At 72.6% G+C, this 16,950-nt stretch carries 17 protein-coding genes; 9 read left to right on the top strand and 8 right to left on the bottom strand.

Annotated features, from left to right (window positions below; translation table 11 throughout):
- Nucleotides 1–215 precede the first annotated feature (215 nt).
- The 3 genes from ACZ407_RS18750 to ACZ407_RS18740 are packed head-to-tail and all read right to left on the bottom strand — an operon-like array spanning nucleotide 216 to nucleotide 2,665.
- Complete coding sequence (locus tag ACZ407_RS18750) at nucleotides 216–1,001, bottom strand: ABC transporter permease (protein ID WP_468129471.1); 786 nt, start codon at nucleotides 999–1,001, stop codon at nucleotides 216–218.
- Entirely contained in the window at nucleotides 998–1,963 is a 966-nt protein-coding gene (locus tag ACZ407_RS18745) for an ATP-binding cassette domain-containing protein (protein ID WP_468129470.1), read from the bottom strand. Before ACZ407_RS18745 ends, ACZ407_RS18750 begins: the two co-directional genes overlap by 4 nt.
- A gap of 30 nt (nucleotides 1,964–1,993) precedes the next feature.
- Nucleotides 1,994–2,665: a DUF4097 family beta strand repeat-containing protein gene (locus tag ACZ407_RS18740; protein WP_468129468.1), complete on the bottom strand. Its 672-nt coding sequence runs from the start codon at nucleotides 2,663–2,665 to the stop codon at nucleotides 1,994–1,996.
- Between the two features lie 244 nt (nucleotides 2,666–2,909).
- Here ACZ407_RS18740 and ACZ407_RS18735 point away from each other — a divergent pair, with 244 nt between their 5' ends.
- The gene (locus ACZ407_RS18735; RefSeq protein ID WP_468129466.1) at nucleotides 2,910–3,656 is read left to right on the top strand and encodes a helix-turn-helix domain-containing protein; all 747 of its coding nucleotides are present in this window, start codon (nucleotides 2,910–2,912) and stop codon (nucleotides 3,654–3,656) included.
- Nucleotides 3,657–3,729: 73 nt separating this feature from the next.
- Here the strand turns inward: ACZ407_RS18735 and ACZ407_RS18730 are convergent, their stop codons facing one another.
- Nucleotides 3,730–4,059 carry a hypothetical protein gene (locus tag ACZ407_RS18730; protein ID WP_468129464.1) on the bottom strand — a complete coding sequence of 110 codons (330 nt, stop codon included), beginning with the start codon at nucleotides 4,057–4,059 and terminating at the stop codon, nucleotides 3,730–3,732.
- Nucleotides 4,060–4,498: 439 nt separating this feature from the next.
- Between ACZ407_RS18730 and ACZ407_RS18725 the strand changes: the two genes are divergently transcribed.
- The gene (locus ACZ407_RS18725) at nucleotides 4,499–4,705 is read left to right on the top strand and encodes an MbtH family protein (protein ID WP_468129462.1); all 207 of its coding nucleotides are present in this window, start codon (nucleotides 4,499–4,501) and stop codon (nucleotides 4,703–4,705) included.
- A gap of 82 nt (nucleotides 4,706–4,787) precedes the next feature.
- Here the strand turns inward: ACZ407_RS18725 and ACZ407_RS18720 are convergent, their stop codons facing one another.
- The gene (locus ACZ407_RS18720) at nucleotides 4,788–6,131 is read right to left on the bottom strand and encodes a lysine N(6)-hydroxylase/L-ornithine N(5)-oxygenase family protein (protein ID WP_468129460.1); all 1,344 of its coding nucleotides are present in this window, start codon (nucleotides 6,129–6,131) and stop codon (nucleotides 4,788–4,790) included.
- A gap of 347 nt (nucleotides 6,132–6,478) precedes the next feature.
- Here ACZ407_RS18720 and ACZ407_RS18715 point away from each other — a divergent pair, with 347 nt between their 5' ends.
- A complete protein-coding gene (locus tag ACZ407_RS18715; protein WP_468129458.1) occupies nucleotides 6,479–7,123 on the top strand; it encodes an FMN-binding negative transcriptional regulator in 645 nt (214 codons plus the stop codon).
- A gap of 53 nt (nucleotides 7,124–7,176) precedes the next feature.
- Here the strand turns inward: ACZ407_RS18715 and ACZ407_RS18710 are convergent, their stop codons facing one another.
- Entirely contained in the window at nucleotides 7,177–7,881 is a 705-nt protein-coding gene (locus tag ACZ407_RS18710; protein WP_468129457.1) for an LmbU family transcriptional regulator, read from the bottom strand.
- 551 nt (nucleotides 7,882–8,432) lie between these two features.
- Between ACZ407_RS18710 and ACZ407_RS18705 the strand changes: the two genes are divergently transcribed.
- The 5 genes from ACZ407_RS18705 to ACZ407_RS18685 all read left to right on the top strand — a co-directional run bounded on the left by ACZ407_RS18705 (nucleotide 8,433) and on the right by ACZ407_RS18685 (nucleotide 14,132).
- Nucleotides 8,433–9,590: a serine hydrolase domain-containing protein gene (locus ACZ407_RS18705; protein WP_468129455.1), complete on the top strand. Its 1,158-nt coding sequence runs from the start codon at nucleotides 8,433–8,435 to the stop codon at nucleotides 9,588–9,590.
- A 73-nt stretch (nucleotides 9,591–9,663) separates the two neighbouring features.
- Nucleotides 9,664–10,704 carry an N-acetyl-gamma-glutamyl-phosphate reductase gene (argC, locus tag ACZ407_RS18700; RefSeq protein ID WP_468129453.1) on the top strand — a complete coding sequence of 347 codons (1,041 nt, stop codon included), beginning with the start codon at nucleotides 9,664–9,666 and terminating at the stop codon, nucleotides 10,702–10,704.
- A gap of 85 nt (nucleotides 10,705–10,789) precedes the next feature.
- On the top strand, nucleotides 10,790–11,941 hold the full coding sequence (gene argJ, locus ACZ407_RS18695; RefSeq protein WP_468129451.1) for a bifunctional glutamate N-acetyltransferase/amino-acid acetyltransferase ArgJ: 1,152 nt from the start codon (nucleotides 10,790–10,792) through the stop codon (nucleotides 11,939–11,941).
- A complete protein-coding gene (argB, locus tag ACZ407_RS18690) occupies nucleotides 11,938–12,915 on the top strand; it encodes an acetylglutamate kinase (RefSeq protein WP_468129449.1) in 978 nt (325 codons plus the stop codon). Before argJ ends, argB begins: the two co-directional genes overlap by 4 nt.
- A complete protein-coding gene (locus ACZ407_RS18685) occupies nucleotides 12,912–14,132 on the top strand; it encodes an acetylornithine transaminase (protein ID WP_468129447.1) in 1,221 nt (406 codons plus the stop codon). The genes argB and ACZ407_RS18685 overlap by 4 nt, the downstream gene beginning before the upstream one ends.
- Nucleotides 14,133–14,151: 19 nt before the next feature.
- On the opposite strand, the gene ACZ407_RS18680 is transcribed toward ACZ407_RS18685, so the two are convergent.
- Complete coding sequence (locus ACZ407_RS18680) at nucleotides 14,152–15,207, bottom strand: AfsR/SARP family transcriptional regulator (protein ID WP_468129445.1); 1,056 nt, start codon at nucleotides 15,205–15,207, stop codon at nucleotides 14,152–14,154.
- Between the two features lie 92 nt (nucleotides 15,208–15,299).
- Entirely contained in the window at nucleotides 15,300–16,046 is a 747-nt protein-coding gene (locus ACZ407_RS18675; protein WP_468129443.1) for a thioesterase II family protein, read from the bottom strand.
- A 672-nt stretch (nucleotides 16,047–16,718) separates the two neighbouring features.
- Here ACZ407_RS18675 and ACZ407_RS18670 point away from each other — a divergent pair.
- Entirely contained in the window at nucleotides 16,719–16,931 is a 213-nt protein-coding gene (locus ACZ407_RS18670) for an MbtH family protein (RefSeq protein WP_468129441.1), read from the top strand.
- The last annotated feature ends 19 nt before the right edge of the window (nucleotides 16,932–16,950 follow it).

Raw genomic sequence — 16,950 nt, 5'->3', positions numbered from 1 at the left:
GCACCACGTAGGCCTCGACCTTCACCGACCGCGCTGGAGCCGCGCTCGATTCGCCCTACGGTCCGGACCGGCGGTCCCGGGGGAGCGGGCGGAGGGCCGGACATGCCGGAGGGGCGGCGTACTCCGGCTTCGGTGTCGGAGTGCGCCGCCCCTCGGCGGGACGGGCGGGGGGATGTGGCCCGTCCGGTCTGCGGGTGGTGCGGGTGGTGCGGGTGCTACTTGGGGTCGCGCTTGAACGAGGCGGTGGACCAGCGGTAGCCGAGGACGGCCAGGCCGACCGACCAGGCGATCGCGAGCCAGCCGTTGTGACCGATCTCGGTGCCGAGCAGCAGGCCGCGCAGGGTCTCGATGGCCGGGGTGAACGGCTGGTACTCGGCGATCGGCTGGAACCAGCCCGGCATCGAGTCGATCGGGGTGAAGGCGCTGGAGATGAGCGGCAGGAGGATCAGCGGCATCGCGCTGTTGCTGGCCGCCTCGGCGTTGGGGCTGACCATGCCCATCCCGACGGCGATCCAGGTGAGCGCCAGGGCGTAGAGGGCGATGAGGCCGAAGGCCGCCAGCCACTCCAGGACGTTCGCGTCGGTGGAGCGGAAGCCGATGGCCACGCCGACCGCGCCGACGAGGACCACGCTCGCGATCGACTGCAGGACGCTGCCGATGACGTGCCCGATGAGGACCGAGCTGCGGTGGATCGCCATCGTGCGGAAGCGGGCGATGATGCCCTCGGACATGTCGGTGGAGACGGAGACCGCGGCCCCCACGACGGTGCTGCCGATGGTCATGAGCAGGATGCCGGGGACGATGTAGGCGATGTAGTCGCCGCGGTCCCCGCCGCCGATGCCGCCGCTCATCGCGTCGCCGAAGATGTAGACGAAGAGCAGCAGCAGCATGATCGGCGTCATGAGCAGGTTCAGCGTCAGGGACGGGTAGCGCCGCGCGTGCAGGAGGTTGCGGCGGAGCATCGTGGAGGAGTCGCGCAGGGCGAGGGACAGCGAGCTCATCGGACGGCCTCCTCGGCCTCGTTGCGGTTCTGGGCGGGCACGGTGGCGCCCGTGAGGGCGAAGAAGACGTCGTCGAGGTCGGGGGTGTGGACCGTGAGCTCGTCGGCCTCGATGCCGGCGGCGTCCAGCCGGTCGAGGATGGCGCGCAGGTCGCGCTGGCTGCCGTCGCTGGGGATCTGGAGGGACAGCGCCTCGTCGTCGCGGGCGGCGCCGGCCAGGGCGGCGGCCGCCGACTGGTAGGCGGCCGGGGCGGAGAAGCGGAGCCGGACGTGACCGCCGGGGATGAGCCGCTTGAGCTCCTCGGCGGTGCCCTCGGCGGCGATCTTCCCGTTGTTGAGCACCGCGATGCGGTCGGCGAGTTCGTCGGCCTCCTCCAGGTACTGGGTGGTGAGGAAGACGGTGACCCCGCCGGTGACGAGCTCGCGGATGATCTGCCACATGTTGTGGCGGGAGCGCGGGTCGAGGCCGGTGGTCGGCTCGTCGAGGAAGATGATGCGCGGGCTGCCGACCAGGGTCATGGCGATGTCGAGGCGGCGCTTCATGCCGCCGGAGTAGCTGGCGGCCGGCTTCTTCGAGGCCTCCACCAGGTCGAAGCGCTCCAGGAGTTCGGCGGTGACCCGCCGGCCCTCGGCCTTGGAGAGGTGGTGCAGGTCGGCCATGAGGAGCATGTTCTCCTCGCCGGTGATCAGGCCGTCGACCGCGGAGAACTGGCCGGTGACGCCGATGGACCTGCGGACGGCCTGCGGGTCGGCGGCGAGGTCGTGCCCCCCGATGTGCACCTGGCCGGCGTCGGCGGCGATGAGGGTGGAGAGGATCTTGACGGCGGTGGTCTTGCCGGCACCGTTCGGGCCGAGCAGGGAGAAGATCGTTCCCTCGGGGACGTTCAGGTCGACACCGTCGAGCACGATCTTGTCGCCGTAGGACTTGTGCAGCCCGTTCGCCGCGATGGCCAGGTTGGACATGAGGAGCGCTCCTTCAGGGGGCGTTGCGGGTCAGAGGCTGCGGGCGTTGATGTCGCCGTACGAGGTGGTGGCGCGGATGTTGAGGGCGGCGGTCGGGCCGTCGGTGTTGTTGAGGGAGTTGCCGATCTGGCCGTAGGTGGTGCCGGCGTGCAGGGAGGCGGAGACCCCGCGGGCGGCGCCGATGTGGATGTCGCCCTTCTGGGTGGTGAGGACGACGGTGCCCTGGACGGCCTCGGAGATCTGGATGGCGCCGGCCTGGGTGGTGATCTCGGCGGAGCCGCCGAGGCGGCCGATCAGGACGTCGCCGGACTGGAGGGTCAGCCGGGCGGCGGCGGCCTCGTCGATCTTGGCCTGGCCCTGGGCGCCTTCGAAGACGACCTCGCCCAGGCGGCCGACCCCGCGGAACTCGCCGGCGGCGACCGTGGCCTCGACCCGGGAGCCGGCGGGCAGCTGGACCGTGACCTCGACCGCGCCGGAGCTGCCGAAGAGCTTGTTCTTCGCCGGGCCGCCCTCGATGCGCAGCACCCCGTCGGCGAAGGCGACCGAGGTCTCCTTGACCGCCTTGAGGTCGGCGTCCTTGGCGGGGTTGGCCGGGAGGACCTCGACGGTGGTGTCGGCGCGGTCGGCGGCGATGAAGCGGACGTGCCCGGCGGGGATGTCGAGGACGGCGGCGATCGGGGCGGCGGTGTCGAACTTCTGCATGGTCTTCTCCTGGTCTCCGCGGTGCGGGCCCCTGTGGCCCGCTGCTTTCTGACATCACGAACGCTACGTTGCGTTCATGGATCCGGCAACAGTGTCGTTGCGAAAGAATTGTATTTATGCAGGTCAGAGCCTTTAAATCGTTGCACTGGTCTCTGGCCTAATGCAACAACCCCCTGCGGGTTCGTTGCAATGGGCTGGGGGTGAACGCTATACTGGCGGTCCGAACACCACGAAGGAGGCCGCGATGCCGGGAGGCAGGCTCACTCAGCAGGAACGCCAGCAGATCGCACTGGGGCTGGCCGACGGCCTGGCCTACGCGGAGATCGCCCGGAACCTCGACCGTCCGACCTCGACGGTCACCCGCGAGGTCATGCGCAACGGCGGCCCCACCGCCTACCGCGCCGACGTGGCCCACCGGGCCACCGGGCACCGCGCCCAGCGCCGCAGGCAGCCCGCCCCCCGGGACCCGAACGCGACCCCGCAGCCCCACGGGCGCGACGCCGAGGCGGTGCGCGCGTACGAGGAGACGTTCACGACCGTCCTCATGCAGACCGGCGTGCCCACGATGATGGCCCGGGTGCTCTCCTGCCTGTGCACCACCGACTCCGGCAGCCTCACGGCGGCCGAACTCGTCCAGCGGCTCCAGGTGAGCCCGGCGTCCATCTCCAAGGCCATCGCCTTCCTGGAGGGCCAGGGCATGGTCCGGCGGGAGCGCGACGACAGCCGCCGCGAGCGCTACGTCGTCGACAACGACGTCTGGTACCAGTCGATGATGGCCAGCGCCCGCGGCACCGCCCACCTCGTCCGGACGGCGCGCGAGGGGGTCGCGGTCCTCGGCTCCGGCACCCCGGCGGGGGTCCGGCTGGAGAACATCGCCCGCTTCCTCGACTTCGTCTCCGAGAGCATCGCCCGTACCGCGGAGCAGGCCCGCGAGGTCCTCTACGCACAGCCCGAGCCCCCTGCCGAAGACGCCGGCGGCGGCACGGACTGAGGAGGCGCGGGCCGAGGCGGGGCGGCGGGAGGCGGACTCCGGCCGGCCGTCCCGGCGGCGGTCCGGCACGGGCTCAGAGCGGGCCGGCGAACGCGGCGGACACGTCGCCGAGTTCGCGCGAGTGCACGGTGAACGAGGCCGGGGCGAGGGCCGCCGCGTCGAGGACCGCGAGCACGGCCCGCACGGTCTCGGCCCGGGCCTCGCCCGGGATCTGGAGGGTCAGGCTCGCGGGGTCGCTCAGCGCCTCGCCGAGGAGCTCGGACGGGCCGGCGCCGAAGGCGGCGCCGGCCCGCGCGAGGGCGGCCGCGTCGGCGAAGCGCAGGCGGACGAGTCCGGCGGACGGATCGGGGCGGAGCTCCGGGGGCGGGACCACCGCCAGCCGGACCGGGTGGGTGGCGCTCAAGGCGCGACTCCTTCTGTGGCGGACGCCGGCCGCTGGCCGGGCCTCGATGACCGGTGGGCGTGCGCTTGAATGCGGCACGAAGGCACTTGGCCGTGATGCGGGCCCCTGGGAAGGTGGATAACCTGCCGGCCCGAGCTGTGCTTGCGGTGAAATCATGCTGCCCCGAGGCGGACCGGTGCAATCCGAATTCAGGCCGCCCTGCCGAACACGGCGGATTTCTTTTGCCGTCCGATGCGCATGGCCGCAGAAAAACGTCCTGTCAACAGGACGACGGGCCGCGGATGCCGTTTAGCGGCCCGCGATCGCCGCACCCCTCCACCGAATTGCCGGAAGCTGCCATGATCCGTTCCGGCGGTCTCGCCAGAACCCATCCCCGAGGGACGATCATTCACTCTCCACTCGCATGTGGATCGTGGACGGCTTGAATTGGAGTGGATTGATGAGCAGCAACCCGTTCGACGACGCCGACGGGCGTTTCTACGTCCTGGTGAACGAGGAGCGGCAGCACTCGCTGTGGCCCTCCTTCACCGAGGTGCCCGCCGGCTGGCAGGTCGTCTACGGCGAGGACAGCCGCGAGAAGTGCCTCACGTACGTGGAGGAGCACTGGACCGAGCTGACCCCGCGGAGCCTGCGCGACGCGGCATGAGGCGACGGCGGCGCAGCCGCCACGGGACGGGCCCCGGTGCTGCACGCGCAGCGCCGGGGCCCGTCCCGTGTCCGCCCGTGCCTCAGGCGGCCGAGGCCGCCGCCCCGGCGCCGGCCAGCTCCCGGCCGGTGCGCCGCAGCACGATCGAGTCGGCGATCTCGCCGCTGCGCACCGCGATGTTCGACAGCAGGGCCGAGGACAGGCCGTGGGTGTGCTCGGTGCCGCCCTGGACGTAGATCCCGCAGGTCAGGTCCGTGGCGGGGACCAGCCGGTAGTCGCGCTCCACCCGGTGCTTGCCCGCGCTGTCGCGCACGAAGTTCCGGTCGAACTCGCCGAGCAGGCGGGCCGGGTCCACGCCGTCGTAGCCGGTGGCGAACACCAGCGCGTCGACGGTGACCTCCTCGGTCCGGTTGCTGAGCAGCGAGCGCAGGACCACCTGCGTGCCCTCCTCGGTCCGGCTGACCTTCTCGACCCGGGTGAGGTTGCGGAAGTGCAGCCGCTTGGCGCCCCGCACCTGCTCCCCGTACGAGCGCTTGTAGAGGTCGCGGATGACGTCGCTGTCGACCACCGAGTAGTTGGTGTTGCGGTGGTAGCGCCAGAACGCGTCCCGGGCCTGCTCGGTGCCGAAGTAGTACTCGTCCACCGCGGCCGGGTCGAACACCTGGTTGGCGAAGGGGGTGTCGTCCGCGACGGTGTAGCCGTACGACGGGACCACCGCGGAGACCTGGGCGTGCGGCAGCTCGTCGTGGAAGTACCGGGTGATCTCCGCCGCGCTCTGGCCGGCGCCGACCACCATCACGTTCCGGAGCTCCTGCGGGTCGCGCGCCTTGTACCTGGCCAGGAACTCCGAGCTGTGCCAGATCTGCTCGTCGCCCGTCACGCCCTCCGGCAGGCGCGGCACCAGGCCGGTGGAGATGGCCACGTTCCGCGCGGCGACCGTGGTGACGGTGCCGTCGGCCTCGCGGACCTCGACCTCCAGCAGGTCGGCGGTGCGGGAGCCGGGCTCGGTGACGGGCCGGATCGCGGTGACCTCGGCCCCGTAGGTGACCAGGTCGTCGAGGCCGGCGGCCGCCCACTCCAGGTACTGGTGGAACTCCTGCCGGGTCGGGAAGAAGTCCTGGTTGTTCACGAACTGCACGAGCCGGTCCTGGGCGTGCAGGTACGAGATGAAGCTGAACCGGGACAGAGGATTGCGGAAGGTCGCCAGGTCCTTGAGGAACGAGATCTGCATGGTCGTCTCCGGCAGCAGCATGTTCCGGTGCCAGCCGAAGGAGGGCTGCCGCTCGAAGAAGTGGGACGTGACCGGGGTCCCCGGGGTGCTCGTCCCGTGCTCTTCCAAGGCGATGGCGAGCGACATGTTGGACGGGCCGAACCCGATTCCCACGACGTCGTAGATCTCCTGGCTGCGCCTACCCGTAATGCCCATGGAAGTTTTTCCCCGCTTTCGTGTGGAACTCGGGCGGCGGCCCGAGAAGGCCGTTCTCGGTGTTCTTTCGAAGGGTGCCTCAAACCTACTTGAGGAGTGCCTGAGCGGAGTTTGAGGACAGCTTGATCCGCTCGATATCGGAAAGGATTGTCCCGGCGGAGGGGCAGGGGTATGGTCGGCGTTGATTTCCAGAATCTCCGGGTGGTGCCGTCGACGCCTCGGCTGTCCGGTGTCCCGATGTCCGGAGCGAAACCAGCGGTCATTTCCTGGGCAGTGCCGGCCGTTCCCGTCCCTGTGGATCCGTGCCGGGCCGTGCCCTGAGACCATTGCCGAAAGGGTGTATCCGGATGTTCGTGCCCGGCTTTTACCGCGAGCCCGACAGCTCGTGGATGGTGGACCTGATCCAGGGCAATCCCCTGGCGCTCGCCGTGGCCAACGGCAGCCCCGAGGACGGCCCGTTCGCCACCCACCTGCCGGTCATCTTCGACCCCGAGACCTCCGCCGACTGGTCCGGCGACCTGCCCGGGGCCACGCTGCTCGGGCACATGAACCGGGCGAACCCGCACTGGGAGGCGCTCCGGGACGGCGGGGTCCTGCTGCTGACCTTCACCGGCCCGCACTCGTACGTCTCTCCGACCGTGTACGAGAAGACCCCGGCCGCGCCCACGTGGAACTTCACGTCGGTGCACGTCCGGGGTGTGATCGAGAAGATCGAGACCATCGAGGAGACGCTGGGCGTGGTGCAGGCCACCGTGCGCGCCTTCGAGGGCCGGCACGGCAACGGCTGGGACATGACCGAGTCCCTGGACTACTTCCGCCAGATCGTGCCCGCGGTGGGCGCTTTCAGGTTCCGGGTGACCGGCGCCGAGGGCATGTTCAAGCTCAGCCAGGAGCAGCCGTGCGAGGTGCGCGAGCGGGTGCGCGAGTCGTTCGGGCAGAGCGAGTGCACGTACAAGCGCGAGACCGCGGGGCTGATGAGCCGGCTGCCGTGACCCGGCTGCCGGGGCCCCGCGAGGCCCCGGCAACCCGGCGGGGTGCACCGGGCTCAGGCGCTGAGGGCCGCCGGTGGCTCCTCCTCGCCGCGGGCGTCCTCCAAGGCGCTGGCCGCCGCCCGGTCCAGGGTGGCCGTCACCCACTGCTCGAAGTCGAGGCCCAGCTGCTCCGCGGCCTCGTGCCACCGCGCGACCTGCGCGCCGGGCAGGGTCAGGAGGCGGCTGGGGCCGCCGGCCGGGGTGCGCGGGGGCTCGCTGCCCCGGCGCGCCTCGCGGATCGCGCCGCGCAGCTGCTTGGTGGTCCACTGCCGCTGCTCGGCCCGGTCCAGCCAGAGCTCCTGCTCCTCGACGGGCATGGAGGCCAGCTCGGCGTGGTGCTGGAAGCTCAGGGCCGGCCGGCGCCGGGTGAGGCCGAACCGGCGCGAGACCCAGGCGTAGTTGCGCAGCGTCTGGTACGAGAGGCCGACGGCCCGGATCCCGCGCTGGTAGCGGTCGGTGTAGTGGTCCTTGCCGTAGACGAGCCAGTCGCCGAGCCACCACGCGGAGGAGTCGAGGATGTCGGCGAGCTGGCGCCCGGCCCGCTCCCACTCGTCGTAGGCCATGCCGGTGGGCATCTGGAGGCCCACCTTGGTCGTGAGCACCTGGTGGCGGCGCGGCGCGGCGGCCGCGGGGCGCGGCTGCCGGGTCGGGGGCTGCGGGAGAGCCGCTGCCGGGCTGCCCTGCGGGCCCGGGGTGAGACCGGCCTGACGCGCCATCATGCCTCCAGGGGAAGGGTGTACGTAATCGGCCAGAACTCTCGCGGTGCGGGCTGGAGCGGCGGCGGAGCGTCGTTCGAACGCCGTGCGGAAGGCCTCTTCCTGTCCCGCCGACGGGACAACGCACGACTTCCGGCCGGACGGAGTGCATGCTGAATCCCGTCCGGAATTCGGTATGTTTTTCTCACCGGAAGCGATGGGGGCCCGACGGCCTCGCATTCCGGTGGATCCGATGCGTCCGACGAACCCCCGAGGCTGCACACTCGTCCCTCCGGGCGTGTGGCAGGCCGGTTTCCGGACCTTCCTGCGGGCGTGGACGCCACGGCAGGCGCACGATTTCTCCGACACGAGCCCGAGCGGGATGCCGGGCACCGGCCGCGCCGGCCCCTGCGCGCCGCAGCACCGCGAGCCCCGTCCCCCGTGCCGCCCGCCCCCCGGGTGCGCGCACGGCCCGGGCAGGCACCTCTTCTTCCCCGGCGGGCGGACCTACCGCCGGGACGAGCAGTACGACAACAGCCCACGCACGGACGAATTTCAGGAGCGAAGCAATGACCATGCGGAAGAGAACCCGGTCGGCCCTCGTCGCACTGGCGGCATTCGCGATCACGGCCGGTGTGGTGGCGGGCCCCGCGGGCGCGACCACCCTTCCGGTGGGAGACCACACGGCCACGCAGAAGGCGATCGACACGGCCATCGCCGGCGGCATCCCCGGCATCACCGCCGAGGCGCGCGACGCCGACGGGACCTGGCGGACGGCCGCGGGCGTGGGCAACCGGGAGACCGGCGCCCCGCGCGGCAAGTTCGACCGCTTCCGCACGGGTGCCATCACCAGCACCTTCGTGGCGACGATCATCCTCCAGATGGAGTCGGAGAAGAAGCTCAGCCTCGACGACACCGTGGAGCGCTTCCTGCCCGGCCTGGTGCAGGGCAACGGCAACGACGGCAGCAAGATCACCGTACGCCAGCTCCTCAACCACACCAGCGGCCTGGCCGACTACTTCGCGGACGCCGACTACGTCTCCACGTACGTCCTGGGCGACGGCTACCTCCAGCACCGCTACGAGACCATGCCGCACACCAAGCGCGTCGAGGTGGCCGTCTCGCACGCCCCGGTGTTCGCGCCCGGCACCCGCCACTCGTTCTCCAACACCAACGACGTGCTGGCCGCCCTGATCGTCGAGAAGGCCGGCGGCCGCCGCTACGAGGACGAGGTCCGCAAGCGCATCATCGAGCCGCTGGGCCTCTCGGCGACCTCCACCGCCGGCAACGGCACCACGCTGCCCGGGCCGAGCAGCCGCGGCTACTCCAAGCTCTTCTTCCAGACGCAGCCGGACCGGATCGACGACGTCACCGAGGTCAACGGCTCGCAGACCTGGGGCAACGGGGACATCATCTCGTCCACCAGCGACCTGAACCGGTTCTTCGCGGCCCTGCTGCGCGGGCAGCTGCTCTCGCCCGCCCAGCTCGCCAAGATGAAGACCACCGTGGTCAACCCCGACTTCCCGATCTCGGCCTACGGCCTGGGCCTGGAGAAGCTGACCCTGGGCTGCGGCACCACCGTCTGGTACCGCGACGGCGGCACCGTGGGCTGGATGTCCCTGGTCGCCCTCACCGACGACGCCCGCCACCAGCTCACCTTCAACTACAACAGCGACTGGCGGGCGGACGACCTCCTCGCCATCCTGAGCGCCGAATTCTGCACCACGCCGTAAGGCACCCGCCGGGGCGGGCAGGACAGGGCCCGGGCCGGCGCGCGATCGACATGTCCGTCAACGGGGAGGGTTTATGACAGTGCGAGCAGCCGTGGCAGGAGCGAGTGGTTACGCGGGAGGTGAGCTCCTGCGCCTGCTCCTGTCCCACCCGGAGGTGGAGATCGGCGCCCTGACCGCGCACTCCAGCGCGGGGCAGCGCCTGGGCGCGCTGCAGCCGCACCTGGCCCCGCTCGCGGACCGGGTGCTGGAGCCGACCACGGCCGAGGTGCTGGCCGGCCGGGGCCGGCGGCACGATGTGGTCTTCCTGGCGCTGCCGCACGGGCAGTCGGCCGCCGTCGCCGAGCAGTTGGGCGAGGAGGTCCTCGTCGTCGACATGGGGGCGGACTTCCGGTTGGCGGACGCCGCCGACTGGGAGGCGTTCTACGGCTCCCCCCACGCCGGCACCTGGCCCTACGGCCTGCCCGAACTGCCCGGTGCCCGCGCCGCGCTGGCGGGCACCCGGCGGATCGCGGTCCCCGGCTGCTACCCGACGGCCGCCACCCTCGCGCTGTTCCCCGCGTACGCCCACGGCCTGGCCGAGCCGGAGGCGGTGATCGTCGCCGCCTCCGGCACCTCGGGCGCCGGGAAGGCGCTCAAGCCGCACCTGCTGGGTTCCGAGGTGATGGGCTCGATGAGCCCGTACGGGGTCGGCGGGGGGCACCGGCACACCCCCGAGATGGTCCAGAACCTGTCCGCGGCGGCCGGCACCCGGGTCTCGGTGTCCTTCACCCCGACGCTGGCGCCGATGTCCCGCGGGATCCTCGCCACCTGCTCCGCCAAGGCCCGGCCCGGGACCACGGCCGAGTCGGTGCGCGCCGCGTACGAGAAGGCCTACGCCGACGAGCCGTTCGTCCGCCTGCTGCCCGAGGGGCAGTGGCCGGCCACGGCGTCCGTCCACGGTTCCAACGCCGTTCAGGTGCAGGTCGCGTACGACGCGGCCGCGGGCCGGATCATCGCCATCAGCGCCATCGACAACCTCGCCAAGGGCACGGCCGGCGGCGCGGTGCAGAGCATGAACATCGCCCTCGGGCTGCCCGAGGCGACGGGACTTTCCACGATCGGAGTCGCCCCATGAGCGCACGCGCAGCCGCCGGGACGCCGACCACGACGATTGCCGCACCGGCGCGCCGCGCGGGCGGAGAAGCCACCGAGGAGACACAGTGAGCGTCACGGCCGCACAGGGATTCACGGCTGCGGGCATCGCCGCCGGCATCAAGCAGAACGGCAACCCGGACCTGGCCCTCGTGGTCAACCACGGGCCGCGCCACGCCGCCGCGGGCGTCTTCACCTCCAACCGCGTGCAGGCCGCCCCCGTCCAGTGGTCCCGCCAGGTCCTCTCCGACGGCTCGGTCCGCGCCGTCGTGCTCAACTCCGGCGGGGCCAACGCCTGCACCGGGCCGCAGGGCGTCAACGACACGTACGACACCGCCGCGAAGACCGCCGGGCTGCTCGGCCTGGAGCCGGAGGACGTCGCGGTCTGCTCCACCGGGCTCATCGGGGTGCTGCTGCCCATGGACCGGATCCTGTCCGGGATCGAGACCGCGGCCGCCGGGCTCTCCGGGGCGGGCGGCGAGGACGCGGCCATCGCCATCAAGACCACCGACTCCGTGCACAAGACGGCCGCCGTCACCCGCGGCCCGTGGACGGTCGGCGGCATGGCCAAGGGCGCGGGCATGCTCGCCCCGGCCCTCGCCACCATGCTCGTCGTCCTCACCACCGACGCCGACGTGGACGCGGCCGGCCTCGACCGGGCGCTGCGGGACGCCACCCGCACCACCTTCGACCGGGTGGACTCCGACGGCTGCATGTCCACCAACGACACCGTGCTGCTGCTCTCCTCCGGCGCCTCCGGGGTCACCCCGGACGCGGCCGAGTTCGCCGAGGCCGTCCGCGAGGTCTGCGCCGACCTGGCCCGGCAGCTGATCGGCGACGCCGAGGGAGCCAGCAAGGAGATCCGCATCGAGGTGGTGGGCGGCGCGAGCGAGGAGGACGCCGTCGAGGTCGGGCGGTCCATCGCCCGCAACAACCTCCTCAAGTGCGCCATCCACGGCGAGGACCCCAACTGGGGCCGCGTCCTGTCCGCCATCGGCACCACGAAGGCGGCCTTCGAGCCCGACGGGCTGCACGTGGCCATCAACGGGGTCTGGGTCTGCAAGAACGGCTCGGTCGGCGAGGACCGCGCCCTGGTGGACATGACCGGCCGCGAGGTCGGGATCACCGTGGACCTCGCCTCGGGCCCGCACTCCGCCGTCATCTGGGCCAACGACCTCACCGCCGAGTACGTACACGAGAACAGCGAGTACGCGTCATGAGCGCCTCACCCTCTCCGCAACGCACCTCCCGGCCCGCCGGGTCCGCCGGCTCCGGCGGGCACGCCGCACTGGCCAAGGCCCACGCCCTCGTCGACGCCCTGCCGTGGCTGGCCCGCCACCGCGGCAAGACCGTCGTCATCAAGTTCGGCGGCAACGCGATGGTCGACGACGACCTGAAGGCGGCGTTCGCCGAGGACGTGCTCTTCCTGCGGCACGCCGGCCTCCACCCCGTCGTCGTCCACGGCGGCGGCCCGCAGATCAGCGCCCAGCTCCGGCGCATGGGCCTCGCCTCCCGCTTCGAGGGCGGCCTGCGGGTCACCACCGACGAGACCATGGACGTCGTGCGCATGGTCCTCGCCGGGCAGGTCCAGCGCGAGCTGGTCGGACTCCTCAACCAGCACGGCCCGCACGCGGTGGGCATGACGGGCGAGGACGCCCGCCTGCTGACCGCGGCCAAGCGCTACGCCGAGGTGGACGGCGAGCCCGTGGACATCGGCCGGGTCGGGGACGTCACCCACGTCGACGCCGAGGTGGTCCGGGACCTCATCGACCGCGGGCGGATCCCCGTCATCTCCTCCATCGCCCGGCCCGACGACGCCAAGGACGCGGCCGCGGGCGGCGTGCTCAACGTCAACGCGGACACCGCGGCCGCCGCCGTCGCCGCCGCACTCGGCGCCGAGGCGCTGGTCATCCTCACCGACGTCGAGGGCCTGTACGCGGACTGGCCGCACAGCGACGAGGTGATCTCCCGGATCACCGCCGGCGAGCTGGCGGAACTGCTGCCCGGGCTGGCCTCCGGGATGATCCCCAAGATGGAGGGCTGCCTGCACGCCGTGACCCACGGGGTGCGCAGCGCCCGCGTCGTCGACGGCCGGGTCAAGCACTCCGTCCTGCTGCAGATCTTCGACGAGGACGGCATCGGCACGGTGGTCGTGCCGGACGAGGACGCGAGCTTTGAAGGAGCGAGGGCATGAACGACGGGGCGGACACCTCCGGGGCGGACAACGCGGCGCTCACCCGCCGCTGGCAGGGCGTCATGATGGACAACTTCGGCACCCCCCGGCTGCCGCTGGTCCGCGGTGAGGGCACCCGCGTCTGGGACGCCGAGGGCAACGAGTACCTCGACTTCGTCGGCGGCATCGCGGTCAACTCCCTCGGGCACGCGCACCCCGCCTTCGTACGGGCCGTCTCCGAGCAGGTCGCCTCCCTCGGACACGTCTCCAACCTGTTCACCGCCGAACCCACCGTCCGCCTCGCCGAGCGCCTGCTCCGGCTCGCCGGGCGCCGCGGCCGCGTCTACTTCTCCAACTCCGGCGCCGAGGCCAACGAGGCCGCGTTCAAGATGGGCCGGCTCACCGGCCGCCCCCACATGGTCTCGGCCGTCGGCGGCTTCCACGGCCGCACCATGGGCGCCCTGGCCCTGACCGGCCAGCCCGCCAAGCAGCGCGCCTTCCACCCGCTGCCCGGCGGGGTCACCCACGTGCCGTACGGGGACGCGGAGGCGCTGCGCGCCGCCGTCACCCCGCAGACCGCGCTGGTGGTGCTGGAGCCCGTACAGGGCGAGAACGGCGTGGTCGTCCCGCCCGCGGGCTACCTCAAGGCCGCCCGCGAGATCACCCGGGCCACCGGCACCCTGCTCGTCCTCGACGAGATCCAGACCGGCATCGGGCGCACCGGCCACTGGTTCGCCGCCCAGGCCGAGGGCGTCGAGGCCGATGTGGTCACCCTCGCCAAGGGGCTCGGCGGCGGACTGCCCATCGGGGCCACCCTCGCCTTCGGCGCGGCCGCGGACCTGCTCACCCCCGGCGCGCACGGCTCGACCTTCAGCGGCAACCCCGTGGTGTGCGCGGGGGCCCTCGCGGTCCTCGACACCATCGAGCGGACCGGCCTCCTCGACCGGGTGGCCCGGGCCGGGGACCGGCTGCGGCGCGGGGTGGAGGGCATGGACCACCCGCTGGTCCGCGGGGTCCGCGGGGCCGGCCTGCTGCTGGGCGTCGAGCTCGACGGCCCGTTCTCGGCGCGGGTGCAGCAGGCCGCCCAGGACCGCGGGCTGCTCGTCAACGCGGTGATGCCGGAGGTGATCCGGCTGGCCCCGCCGCTGATCGTGTCGGACCGCGAGGTGGACCTCTTCCTCGACCGCTTCCGGTCCGCCCTGACCGAGGTGCTCAACGAGGCGCTGCTGCCGGCCTGACCGGCACGCGGGGCACCGCTCACCCGGGCGCGGCACCGGCCGGCACCAGCCGGTCGGTGCGCGCCGTCAGTTCGTTGAAGCGGCGCAGCAGCCGGTCCTGCTCCTGCTGGAGCCGCTCGATGCGGCGGTGCAGGCGGGCCATCTCCTCGCCCAGCGGGTGCGCCGCCCCGCCGGCCGCGGCCTCCCGGGCCGGGGCCGCAGCGGGGGCGCGGGCGGGTTCCGGTGCCGGAGCGCGCGCGGGTTCCGCCGCCGGCACCGCCGCCCGCCCCGGCAGCCGCGCCGCCGCGGCGAGGGACGGGTCGTGGTGCAGGATCGCCTCCATCAGCCCGCGCAGCGCGGGCCCCGGCTCCACACCGAACTCGTGCACCATCCGGGTGCGCGCCCGCTCGTACACGCCGAGCGCCTCCGCCTGCCGCCCGCACCGGTAGAAGGCGACCATCAGCAGGTCGTAGAACCGCTCCCGCATCGGGTGGTCGGTCGTCAGCTCGACCAGCTCGCTGATGATCTCGCAGTGCCGTCCCGTGCGCAGGTACGCGTCGTAGAGCATCTCCAGCGCGGTCAGCCGGTGCTCCTCCAGCTGGGCCGCCTTGCCCGCGCAGATGTCGCCCAGCACGCTGCCCTCCAGGGCCGCCCCCCGCCACAGCGACAGCGCCCGGCGCAGCAGTTCGCCGGCCTGCTCCGGGTCCCCGGGCAGCAGCCGCCGGGCCTCCTCGGCCAGGTGCTGGAAGCGTCCGGCGTCGGTCTCCACCGGGGCGAGCTGCAGGGTGTAGCCGCGGGAGGTGGTCACGATCCGCGGCTGCCCGGCGGCGGGCTGCGGGGGCCCCGCGCGGCGGTCCCCCTCCAGCCCGGCCAGCAGCCGGCGCAGCCGGGCCACGTGCACCTGGAGCGCGTTGTCCGCGTGCGCGGGCGGGTGCTCGCCCCACAGCTCGTCGATGAGCCGCTGCGCCGAGACGTTGTGCCCGGCCTTCACCACCAGCGCGCCCAGCAGGGCACGCTGTTTGGCTCCGGTGGGCAGCACCCGCAGCCCGGTCTGCTCGTCCTGGACTTCCACGAGTCCGAGAATGCGGAACTGCATCTCTTCCCCTCACGCAGGCTGGCATCTCAGTCGGTTGCAGGCGCCGGGCGGCGGCGCACCGGCCCGCCGTGCCCCGGCGGTCCGCCGGAGGTTCAGGAGGGGCGCACCGCGGCCGCCGCGTCGAGCGCCGCGGCCGCGTCCCGGGCGATCTGCCGCAGCACCGGCCCGCTGTCCTCCGCGAAGTAGAAGTGGCCGCCCTCGAAGACCCGTACGCCCATGAAGCGCTCGGTGTACGGGGCCCAGCCCGCCATCCGCTGCGGCGAGGCCGCGTGGTCCTCGGCGCCGGCGTACGCGGACAGGGCCACGGGCAGCGGGGCCGCGTCGGGGTCGGGCCGCCAGTTCTCCACCAGGCTGAGGTCGGCCCGGATCACCGGCTCGAACACGGACCACAGGTCGGGGTCGTCGAAGACCTCGTCGGGGGTGCCGCCGAGCAGCTTCAGCCGCGTCCGCAGCTGGGCCTCGGGCAGCTGGTGGTAGGGGCTCCGCGGCCCGGTGAGCTGCGGAGGGGTGCGCGCGGACACGCCGATCCACACCGGCAGCGGCAGGCCCCGGCCGATGATCCGCCGGGTGATCTCGTACGTCACCAGGGCGCCCATGCTGTGCCCGAAGAAGGCGTACGGGCAGGTCAGATCGGGCTCGATGGTGCCCAGCAGGAACTCGGCGAGCCGGCCCGCCTCCGCGATCTGCGGCTGGTCGAAGAGGAGCCCGTGGCCCGGGGCGTCGAGCAGCCGCACGTCCCAGGTCTCCGGCAGCCCGTCCGGCCAGCCGCGGTAGGGAAGGTGCGAGCCCCCCGCGTGGTGCAGGACGAACAGGCGCAGGTCGGGTCGTGTGCTGTCCATCTCTCTCCCTCGGATCCGGTCGTGCCGTCCTCGGACCATAGAACGGCGCGAGCCCGCCCGGGAGCGGGCACCGGCCGGGCTCCGGCGGCGCTGTGGCGGTCCTCCAGCGCTCCTCCGGCGGCCCACCAGCGGACCGGCACCGGACCGGCACCGGACAGGGCCCGGACAGGGCCCGGACGGGGGGCCGGGAGGCCGTGCGCGCCGGGGCGGTGGCCGGAAATCCCACCCCCGGCTGTGGCGGGGCGCGGGCGGTCCTCCAGCGGCTCTCGACCGAGACCCCGATACCCGCTCTGACGAGGGATTTTGGGCGGAGCGGGCGGGTCCGGAACGGGTCGCCCGCAGCCGCCGTCCGCCCCTTCGAGTGGATCTTGACCATGTCTCAAAAGGTGCGTGCCTACAGTGGGCGGCGGGTCGGCCACCAGCAGAGGTCAGCCAAGCCCGGACGACAACCGGCCCGGCCCAGAAGGCCAGGGTCCCGCACCTCCGCTCGAACCGGAGTGGACGGCGGTCGGGCCGATCGGCTGCCGTGCGTTCGCATCCCAGGAATGCGAGGCAGCCGGTCTCCCGGGAACCCGGTGCGGTGCGGAGCGTCCCGCCGGGATGGCCGGCGGCACGTCTGCCGGGCGACATCCCATTACCGAGTCACGCCATGACAGTTAAGGACGGTGCCCGTTGAGCACGAACCCCTTCGATGACGAGAACGGCCGCTTCTACGTGGTGGTCAACGACGAGGAGCAGCACTCGCTGTGGCCGGCGTTCGCCGAGGTTCCCGCCGGCTGGCGCGTGGCCTTCGGCGAGGCCGCCAAGGCCGAGTGCCTCCAGTACGTCGAGCAGAACTGGACGGACCTGCGTCCCAAGAGCCTGCGCGAGGCCATGGCGGGCTGAAACCCGTACGCACGGCAGT

This window comes from Streptomyces sp. NPDC030809, from assembly GCF_055572195.1.
This window is presented reverse-complemented; position numbering and strand designations above follow the sequence as displayed.

Bases quoted from the DNA above. Each gene is read 5' to 3' on its own strand.
- ACZ407_RS18750 (WP_468129471.1), bottom strand. From the start codon at position 1,001: ATGAGCTCGCTGTCCCTCGCCCTGCGCGACTCCTCCACGATGCTCCGC.
- ACZ407_RS18745 (WP_468129470.1), bottom strand. From the start codon at position 1,963: ATGTCCAACCTGGCCATCGCGGCGAACGGGCTGCACAAGTCCTACGGC.
- ACZ407_RS18740 (WP_468129468.1), bottom strand. From the start codon at position 2,665: ATGCAGAAGTTCGACACCGCCGCCCCGATCGCCGCCGTCCTCGACATC.
- ACZ407_RS18735 (WP_468129466.1), top strand. From the start codon at position 2,910: ATGCCGGGAGGCAGGCTCACTCAGCAGGAACGCCAGCAGATCGCACTG.
- ACZ407_RS18725 (WP_468129462.1), top strand. From the start codon at position 4,499: ATGAGCAGCAACCCGTTCGACGACGCCGACGGGCGTTTCTACGTCCTG.
- ACZ407_RS18720 (WP_468129460.1), bottom strand. From the start codon at position 6,131: ATGGGCATTACGGGTAGGCGCAGCCAGGAGATCTACGACGTCGTGGGA.
- ACZ407_RS18715 (WP_468129458.1), top strand. From the start codon at position 6,479: ATGTTCGTGCCCGGCTTTTACCGCGAGCCCGACAGCTCGTGGATGGTG.
- ACZ407_RS18710 (WP_468129457.1), bottom strand. From the start codon at position 7,881: ATGATGGCGCGTCAGGCCGGTCTCACCCCGGGCCCGCAGGGCAGCCCG.
- ACZ407_RS18705 (WP_468129455.1), top strand. From the start codon at position 8,433: ATGCGGAAGAGAACCCGGTCGGCCCTCGTCGCACTGGCGGCATTCGCG.
- argC (WP_468129453.1), top strand. From the start codon at position 9,664: ATGACAGTGCGAGCAGCCGTGGCAGGAGCGAGTGGTTACGCGGGAGGT.
- argB (WP_468129449.1), top strand. From the start codon at position 11,938: ATGAGCGCCTCACCCTCTCCGCAACGCACCTCCCGGCCCGCCGGGTCC.
- ACZ407_RS18685 (WP_468129447.1), top strand. From the start codon at position 12,912: ATGAACGACGGGGCGGACACCTCCGGGGCGGACAACGCGGCGCTCACC.
- ACZ407_RS18680 (WP_468129445.1), bottom strand. From the start codon at position 15,207: ATGCAGTTCCGCATTCTCGGACTCGTGGAAGTCCAGGACGAGCAGACC.
- ACZ407_RS18675 (WP_468129443.1), bottom strand. From the start codon at position 16,046: ATGGACAGCACACGACCCGACCTGCGCCTGTTCGTCCTGCACCACGCG.